Raw genomic sequence first — 16,907 nt, 5'->3', positions numbered from 1 at the left:
AGATCTCGATGATGGCGACCCGCCGCGCCCGGCTACGCCGCGCTCGCGATCGCCATTAGGCTCCCGGTATGTCTACCCCTCCGGACGTCTTCAGCCCCGCGAAGCTCGGTCCGATAACGCTGCGTAACCGCACCATCAAGTCAGCCACGTTCGAGGCGCGCACGCCCGAGGCGCTGGTGACCGACGACCTCATCGAATACCACCGGCTGCCGGCCGCCGGCGGGGTCGGCATGACGACCGTCGCCTACTGCGCCGTCTCCCCCGGCGGTCGCACCGAGGGCAACGGCATCTGGATGCGGCCCGAGGCCGTGCCCGGGTTCCGGCGGCTCACCGACGCGATCCACGCCGAGGGCGCGGCGGTCAGCGCGCAGATCGGCCACGCCGGCCCGGTCGCCAACGCCAAGTCCAACAAGGCGAAGGCGCTGGCGCCGGTCCGATTCTTCAACCCGATCGGTATGCGGTTCGCCAAGAAGGCCACCCGTGAGGATATCGACGACGTCATCGAAGGCCACGCGAACGCCGCCCGGCTGGCCATCGAAGCGGGCTTCGACGCCGTCGAAATCCACCTGGGCCACAACTACTTGGCGAGTTCGTTCCTGTCCCCGCTGATCAATCGCCGCGACGACGAATTCGGCGGATCGCTGCAGAACCGGGCGAAGGTCGCCCGCGGGATGGTGATGGCCGTCCGCCGCGCGGTCGAAAAGGAAGGCACGCCGATCGCGGTGACCGCCAAGCTGAACATGGCCGACGGCGTTCGCGGCGGCATCAGCACCGACGAATCGCTGACCACCGCCAAGTGGCTGGAAGAGGACGGTGGGCTCGACGCGATCGAACTGACCGCGGGCAGCTCGCTGGTCAATCCGATGTACCTGTTCCGCGGCGACGCGCCGCTCAAGCAGTTCGCTGGCGCGTTCAAGCCGCCGCTGCGCTGGGGCATGCGCATGACGGGCAAGAAGTTCCTGCGCGAATACCCCTACCGCGAGGCCTATTTATTGCGCGACGCCAAGCTGTTTCGCGCCGAGTTGAAGATGCCGTTGATCCTGCTCGGCGGCATCACCAACCGCGAGACGATGGACCTGGCGATGGCCGAGGGTTTCGAGTTCGTCGCGATGGCCCGCGCGCTGCTCGCCGAGCCTGACCTGATCAACCGGATCGCCGCCGAGGACGCCCAGCACCGGGTGCACTCCGCCTGCACGCACTGCAATCAGTGCATGCCGACGATCTACAGCCGGACGCACTGCGTCGTGACCGGCGCGCCCGACGCCGCGGCCGCTCCACGCTGATCCACAGGGCCGCAAGCTACAGTTGTGGCGATGTCAGCACCAGCCCCGCCAGCGCTAACCGTCCATCACGAAGGGTCCGAACGTACCTTCGCAGCCGGCCACGATGTGGTCGTCGGGCGCGATCTGCGGGCCGACATGCGCATCACGCATCCGCTGATTTCGCGGGCCCACCTGTTGCTGCGTTTCGACCAGGGCAAGTGGCTGGCCATCGACAACGGTTCGCTCAACGGAACTTTCGTTAACGGCCGGCGCGTGCCCGTCGTCGAGATCCACGACGGGCAGACCCTCAACATCGGCAACCCCGACGGGCCGCTGCTGACGTTCGACGTCGGCCGCCACCAAGGCATGGCCGGGCGCCCGCCCAAGACCGAATCGATGAACATCCCGGTGGCGGCCCCGCCGCAGCCGGCGGCGTGGTCGGCGCAACCGGGCCCGCCCGTCGCCGCTCCACCCGGGCCGCCGCCGCCTCCAGCCGGGCGCACGCCCAACTGGGCGGCGCCGCCGCGGCGGCCGCAGCCCGCTCCCCGGCCCGGCCCGGCGGGCCAAACCATGTACGGCGCCGGCGGTGGGCGACCGCCCGCCTACCCGCCCGCCGCGCCACCCCCGCCGCACAATTCCCCCCTGCAAGCACCCGTCCACAGCCCCCCGCCGGCGCAGCACATCCCCGCGCCCACCCGGGCCGCACCCGCCAACGCCAAGCCGCCCGAGGTGGCGAACCTGGCGACCAAGATGTTCCAGGCGCTGCGGCCGTCGCGGTCCGGCGCGATCCAGAAACCGGCCGGGTCGCAAACCATCGGGCGGGCCACCGACAACGACATCGTCATCCAGGACGTGCTCGCCTCGCGCCATCACGCGTTCTTGATCCAGACGCCGCTGGGCACCGAGATCCGCGACGCGCACAGCGTGAACGGCACCTTCGTCAACGGCGTCCGGGTCGGGTCCGCGGTGTTGACCGAGGGCGACGTGGTCACCATCGGCAACGTCGACCTGGTGTTCACGGGCGACGGCCTGGTCCGGCGCACCGAGGCGGCGACGCGGACCGGCGGCCTGGAGGTCAACTCCGTCTGCTACACCGTCGACCACGGCAAGCAGTTGCTCGACCACATCTCACTGACCGCCCGGCCCGGGACACTCACGGCCATCATCGGCGGTTCGGGCGCCGGGAAGACCACGCTGTCGCGGCTGATCGTCGGCTACACCAGCCCCACGTCGGGCACGGTGACCTTCGAGGGCCACAACATCCACACCGAGTACGCGTCCATGCGCAGCAGGATCGGGATGGTCCCCCAGGACGACGTCGTGCACCGCCAGCTCACGGTCAACCAGGCCCTCAACTACGCCGCCGAACTGCGCCTGCCGCCCGACACCAGCAAAGAGGAACGCGCCCGCGTCGTCGCCCAGGTGCTCGAGGAACTCGACATGACCCAGCACGCCGAGACGCGGGTCGACAAGCTCTCGGGCGGCCAGCGCAAGCGCGCCTCGGTCGCGCTCGAGCTGCTCACCCAGCCGTCGCTGCTGCTGCTCGACGAGCCGACGTCCGGGCTGGACCCGGCGCTGGACCGCCAGGTCATGCTGATGCTGCGCCAGCTCGCCGACGCGGGCCGCGTGGTGCTGGTGGTGACCCACTCGGTGTCCTACCTGGACGTGTGCGACCAGATCCTGCTGGTCGCGCCCGGCGGCAAGACCGCGTTCTGCGGGCCACCCGACCAGGTCGAGGCGGCCATGGGCACCCGCAATTGGGCCGACATCTTCGCCAAGGTGGGCGCCGACCCGGACGAGGCCAACCGGCGCTTCAAGGAGCGCAATCAGCAGTCGTCGCAGCCGCCGACCCCGCAGAGCCCGGCGGACCTGGGCGAACCACCCCAAACCAACCTGTGGCGGCAGCTGTCCACGATCGCGCGCCGCCAGGTTCGCCTCGTCGTGTCCGACCGTGGCTACACGATCTTCCTGGCGATCCTGCCGTTCCTCATCGGCGCGTTGTCGCTGACGGTTAAGGGCCCGCACCCCGGCCTCGGGCCGGCCGACCCGATGGGCCCCGCACCCACCCAGCCGCAGTACATCATGGTGCTGCTCAACATCGGCGCCGTCTTCATGGGCACCGCGCTGACCATCCGGGATCTCATCGGCGAGCGCGCCATCTTCAAGCGGGAGCAGGCCGTCGGCCTGTCGACCACCGCCTATCTGTTGGCCAAGATCGCGGTGTTCTGCGTCTTCGCCACGGGCCAGGCGGCGATCGCGACCATCATCGTGCGGCTGGGGAAGGGCGCGCCGACCGCGCACCCGCAGTTCTTCGGCAACTCCACCTTCTCGCTGTTCGTCACCGTCGCGGGCACCTGTGTGGCCTCGGCCATGCTCGGCCTGCTGCTGTCCGCCCTGGCGCAGTCCAACGAGCAGATCATGCCGCTGCTGGTGGTGTCGATCATGTCGCAGCTGGTGTTCTCCAGCGGGATGATCCCGGTGTATCAGCGCATCGGGCTGGAACAGCTGGCGTGGTTGACGCCCGCCCGCTGGGGCTACGCGGCGGGCGCGTCCTCGATCGACTTCCCGTCGCTGGTGAAGGTCAAGCAGATCCCCACCAACGACCCGATCTGGCAGCACTCGAAACACATCTTCGTCTTCGACATGGCCATGCTCGCGCTGCTCTCGATCGCCTACACCGGCATCGTGCGCTGGCACATCCGGCTGAAACGCTGAGGCGGCTCTCAGGCGGCGACCCTAATCTGGGATGCGATGACCCGACCTGCCCAGCCCCTGCTGACGGCGCGATCCGAGCACTCGCAGGGCAGCTTCACCGCCGGCCGCGACGTCGTCGTCGGCAACGACCTGCGCGCCGACCTGCGGGTCGCGCACCCGTTGATCGCCCGCGCGCACCTGCTGTTGCGCTTCGATCGGGGCCGGTGGCTCGCGGTCGACAACAACACGCTCAACGGCGTCTACCTCGACGGCCGGCGGGTGCCGGTCGTCGACATCCGCGACGGCCAGAGCATCAACATCGGCAAGCCCGACGGCCCGCGGATCACCTTCGAACTGGGACGCCCGCCGGCACGCTCCTTTCGGCGCAGGGACGCCGGGCGCACCGCGCCGCAGCCGCCGGCCGACGCCGGGGAGTTCCCCACCACCCGGGTCGCCGTCGCGGGACCCGAAGGCGATCGCCGGCCGGTGACCGGGCGGGCCGCCTGGATCGGCCGCGCGCTCGACAACGACATCGTCATCCACGACGTGCTGGCCTCGCGCCGCCACGCCTTCTTGACGCCGACACCGGCCGGCCCCGAGATCCGCGACGCGAACAGCAGCAACGGCACCTTCGTCAACGGGGTCAGGGTCACCTCGGCGGCGCTGTCCGAGGGCGACGTGGTGACGATCGGCAACGTCGACCTGGTGTTGCGCGGCGGCGCGCTGGTTCGCCTGCAGGAGGCGGCGACCCGCGCCGGCGGCCTCGAGGTGCGCGAGGTCAACTTCGCCATCGGTGACAAGCGCCTGCTGGAACGGATCTCGCTAACCGCCCGCCCCGGCACACTGACCGCGCTCATCGGCGGCTCCGGCGCGGGCAAGACGACGCTGTCGCGGCTGATCGCCGGGTACGCCACCCCGACGTCGGGCTCGGTCACCTTCGAGGGCCACGACATTCACACCGAGTACGCGTCGCTGCGCACCCGGATCGGGATGGTCCCCCAAGACGACGTCGTGCACCGGCAGCTCACGGTCAGCCAGGCCCTCGGATACGCCGCCGAGCTGCGCCTGCCGCCGGACACCAGCAAAGCCGACCGGGGCCGGGTCGTCGCCGAGGTCCTCGACGAGCTCGGCCTGACCGAGCACGCGAACACCCGGGTCGACAGGCTGTCCGGCGGGCAGCGCAAGCGCGCGTCGGTGGCGCTCGAGCTGCTCACCGGGCCGTCGCTGCTGATCCTCGACGAACCCACGTCGGGCCTGGACCCCGCGCTGGATCTGCAGGTCATGACGATGCTGCGGCAACTCGCCGACGCCGGCCGCGTCGTGCTGGTGGTGACGCACTCGCTGACCTACCTCGACGTCTGCGACCAGGTGTTGCTGATGGCGCCGGGCGGCAAGACGGCGTTCCTGGGTCCGCCCGCCCGGATCGGTCCCGCCATGGGAACCACCAACTGGGCGCACATCTTCGCGAAGGTGGGCGCCGACCCGGACGAGGCCAATCGCCGCTTTCTGGCCCAGAACAGACCGCCGCCCCCGCGGCGGACCCAGGCGCCGGCCGAGCTCGGCGCGCCGCCACGCACCAGCAAGCGCCACCAGTTCTCCACCATCGCGCGCCGACAGGTCCGGCTGGTGGTGTCCGACCGCGCCTATTTCGTGTTCCTGGCCGTGCTGCCGTTCGTCATGGGCGCGCTGTCGCTGACCGTTCCCGGCAGCGCCGGCTTCGGCTACGCCGACCCGGCCGGCGAGTCGGCGGGCGAGGCCGGGATGATCCTGACCCTGCTCACCATGGCGGCCGCGTTCATGGGCACCGCGCTGACCATCCGCGACCTCATCGGCGAGCGGCCGATCTTCCGGCGCGAACAGGCCGTCGGCCTGTCGACCACCGCGTACCTGCTGGCCAAGGTCGCGGTGTTCTGCGGGTTCGCCGTCGCCCAGGCGGCCATCGCCACCGCCATCGTGGTGCTGGGCAAGGGGCCGCCGACGCGACCAGCGGTGCTGCTCGGTCCCTCTAGCTCGGCGGCCACCGTCGAGCTGTTCGTCGCCGTGGCGGCGACGTGTGTGGCCGCGGCGATGCTGGGCCTGCTGCTCTCGGCGCTCGCCCGCACGGGCGAGCAGGTGATGCCGATGCTGGTGGTGTCGCTGATGATGCAGATGGTGCTCTGCGGTGGGATGGTGCCGGTCACCGACCGGATCCTTCTGGACCAGGCGTCCTGGCTGATGCCGTCGCGGTGGGGATACGCCGCGCAAGGGTCGACCGTCGACCTGTGGGCGGTCTCGCCCGGCCCGCAAAGTCCCCGGGACAGCCATTTCCAGCACGCGCCGGCGGCCTGGCTGCTCGACATGGGCATGCTCGCGGCGCTCTCGGTCGGCTATGGCGCGCTGGTGCGCTGGCGCATCCGGCTCGCGCGCTGAACCTCAGCCGTCGTCGTGCGGGCCCCCATCCAGTCGAAGCCCGTGCGCCAGCGCGAAGGCCACCGCCTGGTCGACGTCGACGCGGGCGCCGGCCAGCGACGCGGTCGTCCACAACCCGGGGTCGGCGGTGGTGCCGCGCAGATCGGCGCCGTCGAGCCGGGCGCCGGCGGTCCGCGCGCCACGCAGGTCCGCGCCGCGCAGCACGGCCTTGCGCAGGTCGGCCTCCACCAGGCTGGCCTCCCGCAGCCGGCAGCCGCTGAAGTCGACGCCCCGCAGGTCGATGCCGGCGAGCACGGCGAGCGTGAAATCCACCTCGTCGAACGTGATCGGCCGCAGCCGGCACTGCACGAACACCGACCCCAGCATCGAGCATTGGGCAAAAGAGCTGTGCCACAACGACGTCCGGTGAAACGAGCAGTTGCGGAAGGCCGAGCCGCGGTGCTGCGACTCGGCCAGGTTGGCGCCGCTGAAATTGCATTCGGTGAACACGGTCCGCTCGGTCCGCAAGCGGCTCAGGTCTTCGTCGGTGAAGTCGTGGCCGTCGAACTCGCGGTCGACCCACTCCTCGCTCAATTGGGCGTCAGGGTGGCCAGGGCGTATTCGCTGACCGCGATCAAGGCGTCGGTCGCCGACCGGCGATCGCGGGCGTCGACCGTGATCACCGGGATGTGCGGGGGCAGGGTCAGCGCTTCGCGCACCTCGGCGACCGGGTAGCGCGGGGCCCCGTCGAACTCGTTGACCGCGACCAGGAACGGCAGGTTGCGGTGCTCGAAGAAGTCCACGGCGGCGAAGCTGTCCTGCAGGCGCCGGCAGTCGACCAGCACCACCGCCCCGATGGCGCCGCGGACCAGGTCGTCCCACATGAACCAGAAGCGGCGCTGCCCCGGCGTGCCGAACAGGTAGAGCACCAGGTCTTCGGCCAGGGTGATCCGGCCGAAGTCCATCGCGACGGTGGTGGTCCGCTTGTCCGGGGTGGCCTCGAGGGCGTCGACGCCGGTCGAGGCGTCGGTCAGCATCGCCTCGGTGCGCAGCGGCATGATCTCCGACACCGCCCCGACGAAGGTGGTCTTGCCGGCGCCGAATCCGCCGGCGATCACGATCTTCGTCGACGCGTGCGCGCCGGAATCTTGCTGCACCTCAGAGTGCGCGTAAGCCACGCAGGGTCCTTCCTATGAGTTCGTGACGCTCATCTCGGGTCGAACGCTCGGACAACGTCCTGTGCACCCGAAGGTAGCCGGACAGCACCAGATCCCCGACGAGGACGCGCGCGACGCCGAGCGGCAGGTCCAGCCGGGCCGAAATTTCGGCGACCGACGGGCTCGGCGGGCCCTGGCCGCACAGCTGGATGATTCTGCCCCGCGCGTCGTTGGGCGGATACCGGTGGGGGGCGCCGGGCTGCAGAGTCTGCAGCGGCGCCTCCAGGGGGAGCTCGACGTTGGTGTCGGTCCGGCCGGACGTCAGGGTGTACGGGCGGACCAGGTTCCCCTTACGGTGTGCGGGCCAGCTCTCGGGGGTGTCCATCGCGGCTCACGAGTGGGCGGCGGACCGGCGGGTCGACTGCACCACGCCCCCGACCCGTTCGACGAGGACGGCCATCTCGTAGCCGATCTGACCGATGTCGCACGACGTCACGGCGAGCGTCGCGAGATGCGAGCCATCCCCGACGCGCATCAACAGCAGGTAGCCGTTGGCCATCTCGACGACCGACTGCAGCACCTGCCCGCCCTCGAACAGCTGCGCGGCGCCGGTCGCCAGGCTGGCCAGCCCGGAGGCGACGGCGGCCAGCTGGTCGGCGCGTTCCCTGGGCAGGTGCTCGCTGGCGGCGATGGGCAGCCCGTCGACGGACACCAGCAGCGCGTGCGCGACGCCGGGGACCTCGCGGGCGAACCTGGTCACCAGCCAGTCCAGTGAGTTGTCGGGGGAGGTCATTGTTCGTCGGGTCCTTGCTCCGTGTCACGGGCATGCGAGCGTCCGCTGCGCACGCCGCCGAAATGGTTGCTGAACGAGGCGCGCACCGCCTCGGGGTCGCGGGTGACGGCCGCGTGCTGCGGCTCCCGGTGCGATCTGCCGTTCTGGCCGTGCTCGGGCTCGTCCCGTTCGGCCAGACCCGTTGCGTTGGCGCCGCCGGGCACCAGCCGGGCGCCGGGCGTGCGCACCGGCAGGCCGTGGTCGGTGGTGTGCGACTCGACGGGCTTGTCCTCGGCGGCCGCCGCCAGGGTCCAGCCGCGGTCCCATACCGACTGCCAGTCCAGGTCGGGGCTGTTGACCAGGTCGTGCGGGTCGCCCAGCATCTCCGAGAGCATCCGCCGGTAGATGACGTCATCGTCGGTCGCCGGGTCGGCGGGCTTGTCTTGCCGGGGTTCGCGGGGCCGGGCGGCGAAGAAGGCCGAGGTGTCCGATGCCGCCCGCACCGGCGGAGCCGGCGCCGGTTCGGGCGCGGGCTCCGGCGCGGGCGTGGGCTGCGGTGGTGGCTTCGGTGCGGCCTCGGGCCTGGCGGCCGGCGCGGCCTGGGGCGCGTTTTCCCACCAGGGGGTCGCGAGCTCGCGGCGCCGCCGCGGGGGCGGTGGTTCGGCGGGCGGGGTCGGGACGTCGGTGATGCCGCTGGAACCCGGGTTGCGGCGCGGCAGCAGGGTGACCGACGGCCCGGGCGCGGGCGGGGCGTTGCGGGCCGCCGGCTCGCGCGTGCCGTCGTGCCGCCGCGCGTCGTCGGCGGGCGGGGGCGCGGCGATCGCGCTGGCGAGTTTGGCGCTCGGAGACGACACCGCCCGAATGTGCCGGGGCGCAGCCGATTCCGCGGCGGCCAGGCCGGTGAGGACCGTCGGCGGCAGGTAGATCTCGGCGGTGGTGCCCGTACCCGTCTCGTTGGCCGCGGGGCCGCGCAGCCCCACCCGGATGCCGTGCCGGCCCGCGATCCGGCCCACCACGAACAGCCCCATGTGGCGCGCGTTGTCGGGGCTGACGTCGCCGCCGGCCTGCAGGCGCATGTTGGCGATGCGGCGGTCGGCGTCGTTCATCCCCAGACCGGAGTCGGCGATCCGCACCACGACCCCGCCGTCACCGCCGCGGGACGCCGAGACCCGCACCGACGTCGTCGGCGGCGAGTAGCGCAGGGCGTTGTCGATCAGCTCGGCGAACAGGTGGATGGCGCCGCCCGCGGCCGCGCCCACCAGCGCGCACTCGGGCAGCCCGGCGATCTCGACGCGGCGATAGTCCTCGACCTCGGATACCGCGGCGTTGATCACCGTGGCCAGCGGCACCGGGTCGCGCTGGTCGCGCGCGAGCTGCGCGCCGGCCAGCACCAGCAGGTTGGCGCTGTTGCGGCGCAGCCGGGCGGCCAGGTGGTCCAGCCGGAACAGGCTGTCGAGGCGTTCGGGGTTCTCCTCGTTGCGCTCCAGCCGGTCGATGAGCGCCAGCTGCTGGTCGACCAGCGACCGGCTGCGCCGCGACATGGTCTCGAACATGTCGTTGACCAGCAGCCGCAACCGCGCCTCGTCGCCGGCCAGCAGCAGGGCCTGGGTGTGCAGTTCGTCGACGGCGTGGGCGACCTGACCGATCTCCTCGGTCGTGTAGACCGGCAGCGGCGTCGGAATCGGTTCGGCCCCACCGGCTTTCACCCGGGCGACCTCCTCCTCGAGATCGGTGTGGGCGACCTTGAGCGCGCCGTCGCGCAGGATGCGCAGCGGCCGCACCAACGCGCGCGCCACCAGCAGCACCACGACCAGAGCGATGACGATCGCCGCCAGCACCAACACGGTGTCGAGGATCGCGGCGCTGCGCCGGTCGGCGGCCTGGGCGTGCACCGCCTTGGTCACTGAGGCGGTGACGTTCTTGATGACCTGGTCGGCGATGTCGTCGGTGGCTTGGACGGACCGCAGCAGGTCCGCGTTGTCGACGAGCACGCTGGCCGGGTCGGACATGATCGCCATCCGGGCCACCATCTGCTGTTGCAGCGTCTTGGCCTCGGGCGATCCCGCCCCGAGCACTTCGCTCATGCCGAACAGCGTCGACGGTTCGGTGCCCGCCAGGGTGGCCATCGAGGTGCGCAGCTGCGGCTCGGGCAGTTCGGCCCCGCGGGTGATGAGGATCTTCTGCATCGTCATCTGCCCGCGCGCGCCGACCGCCCGGCTCAACCCCTGCGCCTGGGCGCGGATGTGCTCGTCGTCGACCCGCACCGAGGCGTTGATGACGTCTTCGGCCGTCAACAGGATCGGCGCGTACAGGGTCACCCGCTCCCGCAGACCGAGGCCGCTGTCAGACGCCTTGCTCACCAGCATCTGGCCGGCGTCGAGCAGCGTGTTGACGCCCGATCGGACATCGTCGGTGACGTCGGTGTCGGCCAGCCGGCCCTGCAGTTCGCCTTTGCGGGCCTCGTAGTTCTTTTTGGCGCCCTCGACGTCGCGCCCGGCGGAGCCGGCCTGCAGCGCGACGTCCAGGGCCGACATGTATTTGGTGATCACCGGGACCACGTCGGCGCGGGTGGCGGCCAGTTTCAGGCGCGCCGCGCTGTCCATCGCGGTGTCGATGCGAAGCACACCGAAAACCGTCACCAAGATCAGCGGCACCAGCACGATCGCCAGCACCTTCCAACCGACCGGCCAGTTGCTCAGCGACCAGGCGGGCGGGCGTTTGGCCGCCGCGTCGGCGCCGGGAACCGGTGCGGGCGGGGCGGCATCCGCCTCGGCCGCGCCGGCCGGGCGGGCGAACATGGTCACGTCATCGCGGCCGCATGACCGGCCGCCGCGCTGACCCTGAGCGCTGAACAAAACGAGAGGCTCATGAAACTTCCTGCTTTATTTCCACCCGCCCCGCGCCAGATAGGCGCGCGCGTGTAAGTGTGGCAATCCGACGAGTATGACAGCCCGCGGCCCAGCCCACCAGAATCGTTACTGAGCAGACAGGTCCCTCCAAGGTGGCGCCGCGCGCCCGCGGTCGGTCCTGGCAAACACCGATCCCGCGAAAACGCTAGGCGGGCCGAAGGATTGCGACCAGGAAGTCGGAGTCGTCGGTGAACGGCCGCAGATCCCAGGTGGACAGCAGCACGTCGATCGCGAATCCCGCGTCGACCGCGTCGTTCAGAAACACGTCGAAGTCATAGTCGCGCCCGGCGCCGAAGCCGATCGCCGCGCGACCGTCGCCGGCGACGTGGGCGCGCAGCCGGCTCAGCACTCGGACCCGGGTGCTGGGGGCCAGAAACGTCATGACGTTGCCGGCGGAGACGATGACGTCGAACGGGTCGGCGATGCCGCGCGCGGGCAGGTCGAGCTCGGCGAGGTCGCCGACCAGCCAGCGCGGGCCGGGATGGTCCTGTTCGGCCGCGGCGATGAGCGCGGGGTCGACGTCCACGCCGACCACCCGGTGGCCGGCGCCGGCCAGGTAGCCGCCCAACCGGCCGGGCCCGCAGCCGGCGTCGAGGATGCGGGCGCCGCGGGGGGCCATGGCGTCCACGAAGCGGGCCTCGCCGGCCAGGTCGTCACCCGCGCGGGCCATGGCGCGGAACCGCTCGATATACCAATGCGAATGCCCGGGATCGGCAGCGACCTTCTGCATCCAAATGCTCTGCTCGACCATGCGACCATTATCGCGTTGTGTTCAAGCTGATGTTCTACTCCCCGCGCATCGCCCCCAATACGGGCAACGCCATCCGCACGGCGGCGGCGACGGGTTGCGAATTGCATCTGGTCGAGCCGATGGGCTTCGACCTGTCCGAACCCAAGCTGCGACGGGCGGGGCTGGACTACCACGACCTGGCCTCGGTGACCGTGCACGCCTCGTTGGCGGCGGCCTGGGACGCGCTGTCGCCCGAGCGGGTCTTCGCGTTCACCTCGCACGCGCCCACCTCGTTCGCGCAGGTGCGCTACCGCGCGGGCGACGTGCTGATGTTCGGCCCCGAGCCCACCGGGCTGGACGCGGCGACGCTGGCCGACCCGCACATCACCGGGCAGGTCCGCATCCCGATGCTGGCGGGCCGGCGCTCGCTGAACCTGTCCAACGCCGCGGCGGTCGCCGTCTACGAGGCGTGGCGGCAGCACGAGTACGCCGGGGCGACCTAGGTCGCGATCGCCGCGGTGAGTTTCGCGCCCGCGGGAAGTCAGCACGGCATGGCTACCTTCATCACCATCGGTTACGGGGACGCGGCCGGGTACCACCGCGTGAGCGACGAGTGCAGGCAGGCCGCGCACGCGCGCGATGACGCGCTGCGCGCCGCGGGTGCCCTCATCGGGACCGCCGGACACCCCGTTCAGGTGCGCAATCCGGACGGCGCCGGCGTGCGGATCGAGCCCGGGCCCTATCTGCATTCGGCGCTGCCGATTGCCGGGTTCGCGGTCTTGGAGGCCGACGATCTCGACGCGGCGATCGAGCGGGTGAGCCAGACCCCGTGCGCCGTCGCGCACGGGGTCGTCGAGGTGTGGCCGCTGATGTCCTGGCCGACCTAGCTCTCTTTGATCGTGGCGACCCGCCGCGCCCGGCTAAGTCGCCCGCGCGAACGCCGCGGTCACCAGCTGTTCCAGTGCGTGACCTGCTCGGCGGGCAGCCGCTTGGCCGGGCGGAAGTCGGTGCCCTTGGTGTAGGCGATCGGGAACAGGCCGCCCTGGCTGTAACGGTCGCGCGGGATGCCCACGATGTCGGCGACCTGTTGCTCGCCGTCGCGCAGCAGGTGCAGCGTCGTCCAGCACGACCCCAGTCCCCGCGAGCGCAGCGCCAGGCAGAAGCTCCAGACCGCCGGGAACAGCGACGCCCAGAACGACACCCCACCCAACGGCGACTTGTCCGGGCGGCCCTCGAGGCAGGGGATCAACAGCACCGGCGCCTCGTGCATGTGCTCGGCGAGGTAGGTGGCGGAATCGCGGACCGCGCCCATCCGCTCGCCGCGGGTGTCCCCGTCGGGGTACGCGGCCCCCGGAGCGCTGAGGTAGCCGCGGGCGTTGGCCAGGTAGACGTCGGCGATCGCCTTCTTCTTCTCGGCGTCCTCGACGAAGACCCACTGCCAGCCCTGCGCGTTGGACCCGGTGGGCGCCTGCAGCGCGAGTTCGAGGCATTCCCTGAGCACGTCGCGGCTGACCGGCTTGTCGAAGTCGAGGCGCTTGCGGACCGAGCGGGTGGTGGTGAGGACTTCGTCGACGGACAGGTTGATGGTCATGGGTGGAGACTACCGACGCGGCGGGCCGGCCGGTTCACGCCGAACGTGCACTCACGGCGACGATTCGGCGGAGTCTGCGCCCTGAGTGCACGTTCGGCGTGGCACGTCAGCGGAAATCGCGGGACTTGGAGCCGACGGCCAGGGTGATGCGGCCCAGCCGCTCGGCGACGACGGTGATCGCGCCGCTGGCGTTCTGGACCTGCCCGCGCACCAGCAGCGCCGGCGCCGAGTTCGCCAGCTTGCGATGCCGCGCCCACACCCCCGGCGCGCAGAGCACGTTGACCATCCCGGTCTCGTCCTCCAGGTTCAGGAACGTCACCCCTTGGGCCGTGCCGGGGCGCTGCCGGTGGGTCACCGCCCCGGCGATCAGCACGCGGTCGCCGTCGGGCACCGATCCCAGCTTCTCGGCGGGCACCACCCCCATCGCGTCCAGGTCTTCCCGCAGGAACTGCGTCGGGTAGCTGTCCGGGGAGATGCCGGTGGCCCACACGTCGGCGGCGGCCAGTTCCAGCTCACTCATCCCCGGCAACGCCGGGACGTGCGAGGACGAGCCCACCCCGGGCAGGCGGCCCGGCCGCTGGGTGGCCGCCGCCCCGGCCGCCCACAGCCCCTCGCGCCGGGACATGCCGAAGCAGGCAAAAGCCCCGGCGGTGGCCAGCGCCTCGGTCTGCGGCACGCTCAATTGCAGCCGCGACGTCACATCCAGCAGGGAGGCGAAGGGGCCGTTGGCCTTTCGCTCCTCGACCAGTTGCTCGGCCAGGTCGTCGCCGATATGGCGGACCGCACCCAGACCGAGCCGGACCTCGGTTCCCGTGTTTTCCAGGGTGGCGTGCGCCAGGCTGGCGTTGACGTCCGGGCCGTGCACGGTCACGCCGTGCCGGCGCGCATCGGCCACCAGCGACTGCGGCGAGTAGAAACCCATCGGCTGGGCGCGCAGCAGCGCGGCGCAGAACGCCGCCGGGTGGTGCAGCTTGAACCACGACGAGTAGAACACCAGCGACGCGAAGCTCAGCGCGTGGCTTTCCGGGAAACCGAAATTGGCGAACGCCTCCAGCTTTTCGTAGGTCCGGTCGATCACCTCGTCGGGTGCGCCGTGCAGCGCGCGCATGCCCTCGTAGAACCGGCCGCGCAGCCGCCGCATGCGTTCGGTGGAGCGCTTGGACCCCATGGCGCGGCGCAGCTGATCGGCCTCGGCGGCGGAAAACCCGGCGCAGTCGACCGCGAGCTGCATCAGCTGCTCCTGAAAAAGCGGCACCCCCAACGTCTTTCGCAGCGCCGGTTCCATGGACGGGTGGTCGTAGACCACCGGGTCCTCACCGTTACGCCGCCGGATGTAGGGGTGCACCGACCCGCCCTGGATCGGGCCGGGGCGGATCAGCGCGACCTCCACCACCAGGTCGTAGAACACCCGCGGCTTCAGCCGCGGCAGCGTGGCCATCTGCGCGCGCGACTCCACCTGGAACACGCCGACGGAGTCGGCGCGGGCCAGCATCTCGTACACCGCCGGCTCGGAGAGGTCGAGGCGGGCCAGGTCCACCTCGATCCCCTTGTGCTCGGCCACCAGGTCGATGGCGTAGTGCAGCGCCGAGAGCATGCCCAGCCCGAGCAGGTCGAACTTCACCAAACCGATTGCCGCGCAGTCGTCTTTGTCCCATTGCAGGACGCTGCGGTTCTCCATCCGCGCCCACTCAACCGGGCACACGTCGGCGATCGGGCGGTCGCAGATCACCATACCGCCGGAGTGAATGCCCATGTGCCGCGGCAGGTTCCGGATCTGGTTCGCCAGGTCGATCACCGGCTCGGGGATGTCCTCGACCTCCGGCGAGTCCGCCAGCCCGCCCCAGTGGCTGATCTGCTTGCTCCACGCGTCCTGCTGGCCCTGCGAGAAGCCCAGGGCGCGGGCCATGTCGCGCACCGCGATCTTTCCCCGGTAGGTGATGACGTTGGCGACCTGGGCGGCGTAGTCCCGGCCGTATTTGTCGTACACGTACTGGATGACCTTTTCGCGCTGGTCGGACTCGATGTCCATGTCGATGTCGGGTGGCCCGTCGCGGGCCGGCGACAGGAAGCGCTCGAACAGCAGCTCGTTGGCCACCGGGTCGACGGCGGTGACGCCGAGGGCGTAGCAGACCGCGGAGTTGGCCGCCGATCCCCTGCCCTGGCACAGGATGTTGTTGTCCCGGCAGAACCGGGCGATGTCGTGCACCACCAGGAAGTAGCCCGGAAATTGCAGCTGGGCAATGACTTTGAGCTCATGCTCGATCTGTGCGTAGGCGCGCGGTGCGTTCGGACCGTAGCGGTCGCGCGCGCCGGCCATGGTCAGCTGCCGCAGCCAGCTGTCCTCGGTGTGCCCGTCGGGCACGTCGAACGGCGGTAGCTGGGGCGCGATGAGCGCCAGCCCGAACGCGCACTGCTCGCCCAGTTCGGCGGCCGCGGTCACCACGTCGGGGCCCCCAGCGAACAGCCGGGCCATCTCCGCGCCGGAGCGCAGGTGCGAACCGCCCAGCGGGGCCAGCCACCCGGCGGCCGAATCCAGGGACTCCCGGGCCCGGATGGCGCCCATCGCCATGGCCAGCCGGCGCCGCGACGGCCCCGCGAAATGCGCGCCGGTGGTGGCGACGACGCCGACCCCGAAGCGCGGGGCCAGCGCGGCCAGCACCGCGTTGCGTTCGTCGTCGAGCGGTTGCCCGTGATGGGTCAACTCGACGCTGACCCTTTGCGCACCGAACCGGTCCACCAGGTCGGCCAGCGCCCGCTCGGCGGCGTCCGAACCACCGTCGGAAAGCGCTTGGCGCACATGGCCTTTGCGGCACCCGGTCAGGATGTGCCAGTGCCCGCCGGCGGCCTCGGTCAGTGCGTCGAAATCGTAACGGGGCTTGCCCTTCTCGCCGCCGGCCAGGTGCGCCGCGGCCAGCTGCCGCGACAGCCGCCGGTAACCCTCGGGGCCGCGGGCCAGCACCAGCAGGTGTGGGCCCGCCGGGTCCGGCCGCTCGGTGCGGGCCTCACCGCCCAGCGACAGTTCGGCGCCGAACACGGTACGCATGTCGAGCTCGGCGGCCGCCTCGGCGAACCGCACCGCCCCGTACAGGCCATCGTGGTCGGTGAGCGCCAGGGCGCGCAGGCCCAGCCGGGCCGCCTCCTCGACCAGTTCCTCGGGCGTGCTCGCCCCGTCTAGGAAGCTGAACGCCGAATGCGCATGCAGTTCGGCATACGGAACGGAACGGCCGACGGACGGGCGGGGTGCCCGGCCGTCCCCCGGCGGCCGGTACGTGGCGCGCTTGCGCGACAGGGGGGCGTCCTCGGGAAGCCCCGCCGGCTCACCGGCACGGCGTGGCTTGCTGTCGAGCACCCGCTCCATTTCCGCCCAGCTCGGCGGCCCGTTGAACCAGCCCATACGCGCAGTC

13 protein-coding genes are annotated in these 16,907 nt (G+C 71.3%); 5 read left to right on the top strand and 8 right to left on the bottom strand.

Annotated features, from left to right (window positions below; all coding sequences use genetic code 11):
* Positions 1 to 68 precede the first annotated feature (68 nt).
* Genes QGN31_RS04635 through QGN31_RS04625 form a run of 3 tightly spaced genes read left to right on the top strand, consistent with a single transcriptional unit; the run spans position 69 to position 6,365 of the window.
* Positions 69 to 1,283, top strand: coding sequence for an NADH:flavin oxidoreductase (locus tag QGN31_RS04635; RefSeq protein WP_014385734.1), 1,215 nt, complete (start codon positions 69 to 71; stop codon positions 1,281 to 1,283).
* Positions 1,284 to 1,313: 30 nt separating this feature from the next.
* Positions 1,314 to 3,977, top strand: a complete 2,664-nt coding sequence (locus QGN31_RS04630; RefSeq protein WP_041785791.1) for an FHA domain-containing protein — start codon at positions 1,314 to 1,316, stop codon at positions 3,975 to 3,977.
* 36 nt (positions 3,978 to 4,013) lie between these two features.
* Complete coding sequence (locus tag QGN31_RS04625; RefSeq protein ID WP_014385736.1) at positions 4,014 to 6,365, top strand: ATP-binding cassette domain-containing protein; 2,352 nt, start codon at positions 4,014 to 4,016, stop codon at positions 6,363 to 6,365.
* Positions 6,366 to 6,368: 3 nt separating this feature from the next.
* Here QGN31_RS04625 and QGN31_RS04620 read toward each other — a convergent pair whose 3' ends face one another.
* The 6 genes from QGN31_RS04620 to QGN31_RS04595 all read right to left on the bottom strand — a co-directional run bounded on the left by QGN31_RS04620 (position 6,369) and on the right by QGN31_RS04595 (position 11,933).
* Positions 6,369 to 6,938 (bottom strand): pentapeptide repeat-containing protein, encoded by a 570-nt coding sequence (locus tag QGN31_RS04620; RefSeq protein WP_014385737.1) that lies wholly within the window; start codon positions 6,936 to 6,938, stop codon positions 6,369 to 6,371.
* On the bottom strand, positions 6,935 to 7,522 hold the full coding sequence (locus QGN31_RS04615) for a GTP-binding protein (RefSeq protein ID WP_008260062.1): 588 nt from the start codon (positions 7,520 to 7,522) through the stop codon (positions 6,935 to 6,937). Before QGN31_RS04615 ends, QGN31_RS04620 begins: the two co-directional genes overlap by 4 nt.
* Complete coding sequence (locus tag QGN31_RS04610; RefSeq protein ID WP_009956846.1) at positions 7,503 to 7,886, bottom strand: DUF742 domain-containing protein; 384 nt, start codon at positions 7,884 to 7,886, stop codon at positions 7,503 to 7,505. The genes QGN31_RS04615 and QGN31_RS04610 overlap by 20 nt, the downstream gene beginning before the upstream one ends.
* Positions 7,887 to 7,892: 6 nt before the next feature.
* Positions 7,893 to 8,294 (bottom strand): serine protease inhibitor, encoded by a 402-nt coding sequence (locus tag QGN31_RS04605; RefSeq protein WP_009956847.1) that lies wholly within the window; start codon positions 8,292 to 8,294, stop codon positions 7,893 to 7,895.
* Positions 8,291 to 11,077 carry a sensor histidine kinase gene (locus QGN31_RS04600; protein WP_014385738.1) on the bottom strand — a complete coding sequence of 929 codons (2,787 nt, stop codon included), beginning with the start codon at positions 11,075 to 11,077 and terminating at the stop codon, positions 8,291 to 8,293. The genes QGN31_RS04605 and QGN31_RS04600 overlap by 4 nt, the downstream gene beginning before the upstream one ends.
* 250 nt (positions 11,078 to 11,327) lie before the next feature.
* A complete protein-coding gene (locus QGN31_RS04595; protein WP_008260070.1) occupies positions 11,328 to 11,933 on the bottom strand; it encodes a class I SAM-dependent methyltransferase in 606 nt (201 codons plus the stop codon).
* A gap of 17 nt (positions 11,934 to 11,950) precedes the next feature.
* On the opposite strand from QGN31_RS04595, the gene QGN31_RS04590 reads away from it, so the two are divergent.
* Together QGN31_RS04590 and QGN31_RS04585 are read left to right on the top strand one after the other, a co-directional pair.
* Positions 11,951 to 12,415, top strand: a complete 465-nt coding sequence (locus tag QGN31_RS04590) for a tRNA (cytidine(34)-2'-O)-methyltransferase (RefSeq protein WP_008260072.1) — start codon at positions 11,951 to 11,953, stop codon at positions 12,413 to 12,415.
* A gap of 48 nt (positions 12,416 to 12,463) precedes the next feature.
* Complete coding sequence (locus QGN31_RS04585) at positions 12,464 to 12,799, top strand: YciI family protein (RefSeq protein WP_008260074.1); 336 nt, start codon at positions 12,464 to 12,466, stop codon at positions 12,797 to 12,799.
* A 59-nt stretch (positions 12,800 to 12,858) separates the two neighbouring features.
* Here QGN31_RS04585 and QGN31_RS04580 read toward each other — a convergent pair whose 3' ends face one another.
* Together QGN31_RS04580 and QGN31_RS04575 are read right to left on the bottom strand one after the other, a co-directional pair.
* Positions 12,859 to 13,503: a nitroreductase family protein gene (locus QGN31_RS04580; RefSeq protein WP_014385739.1), complete on the bottom strand. Its 645-nt coding sequence runs from the start codon at positions 13,501 to 13,503 to the stop codon at positions 12,859 to 12,861.
* Positions 13,504 to 13,609: 106 nt separating this feature from the next.
* Complete coding sequence (locus QGN31_RS04575) at positions 13,610 to 16,897, bottom strand: error-prone DNA polymerase (RefSeq protein ID WP_014385740.1); 3,288 nt, start codon at positions 16,895 to 16,897, stop codon at positions 13,610 to 13,612.
* Between the last annotated feature and the right edge of the window lie 10 nt (positions 16,898 to 16,907).

Origin of the sequence: Mycobacterium sp. 2-64 (assembly GCF_035918375.1) — a bacterium.
Classification (GTDB): Bacteria; Actinomycetota; Actinomycetes; order Mycobacteriales; family Mycobacteriaceae; genus Mycobacterium; species Mycobacterium intracellulare.
This window is presented reverse-complemented; position numbering and strand designations above follow the sequence as displayed.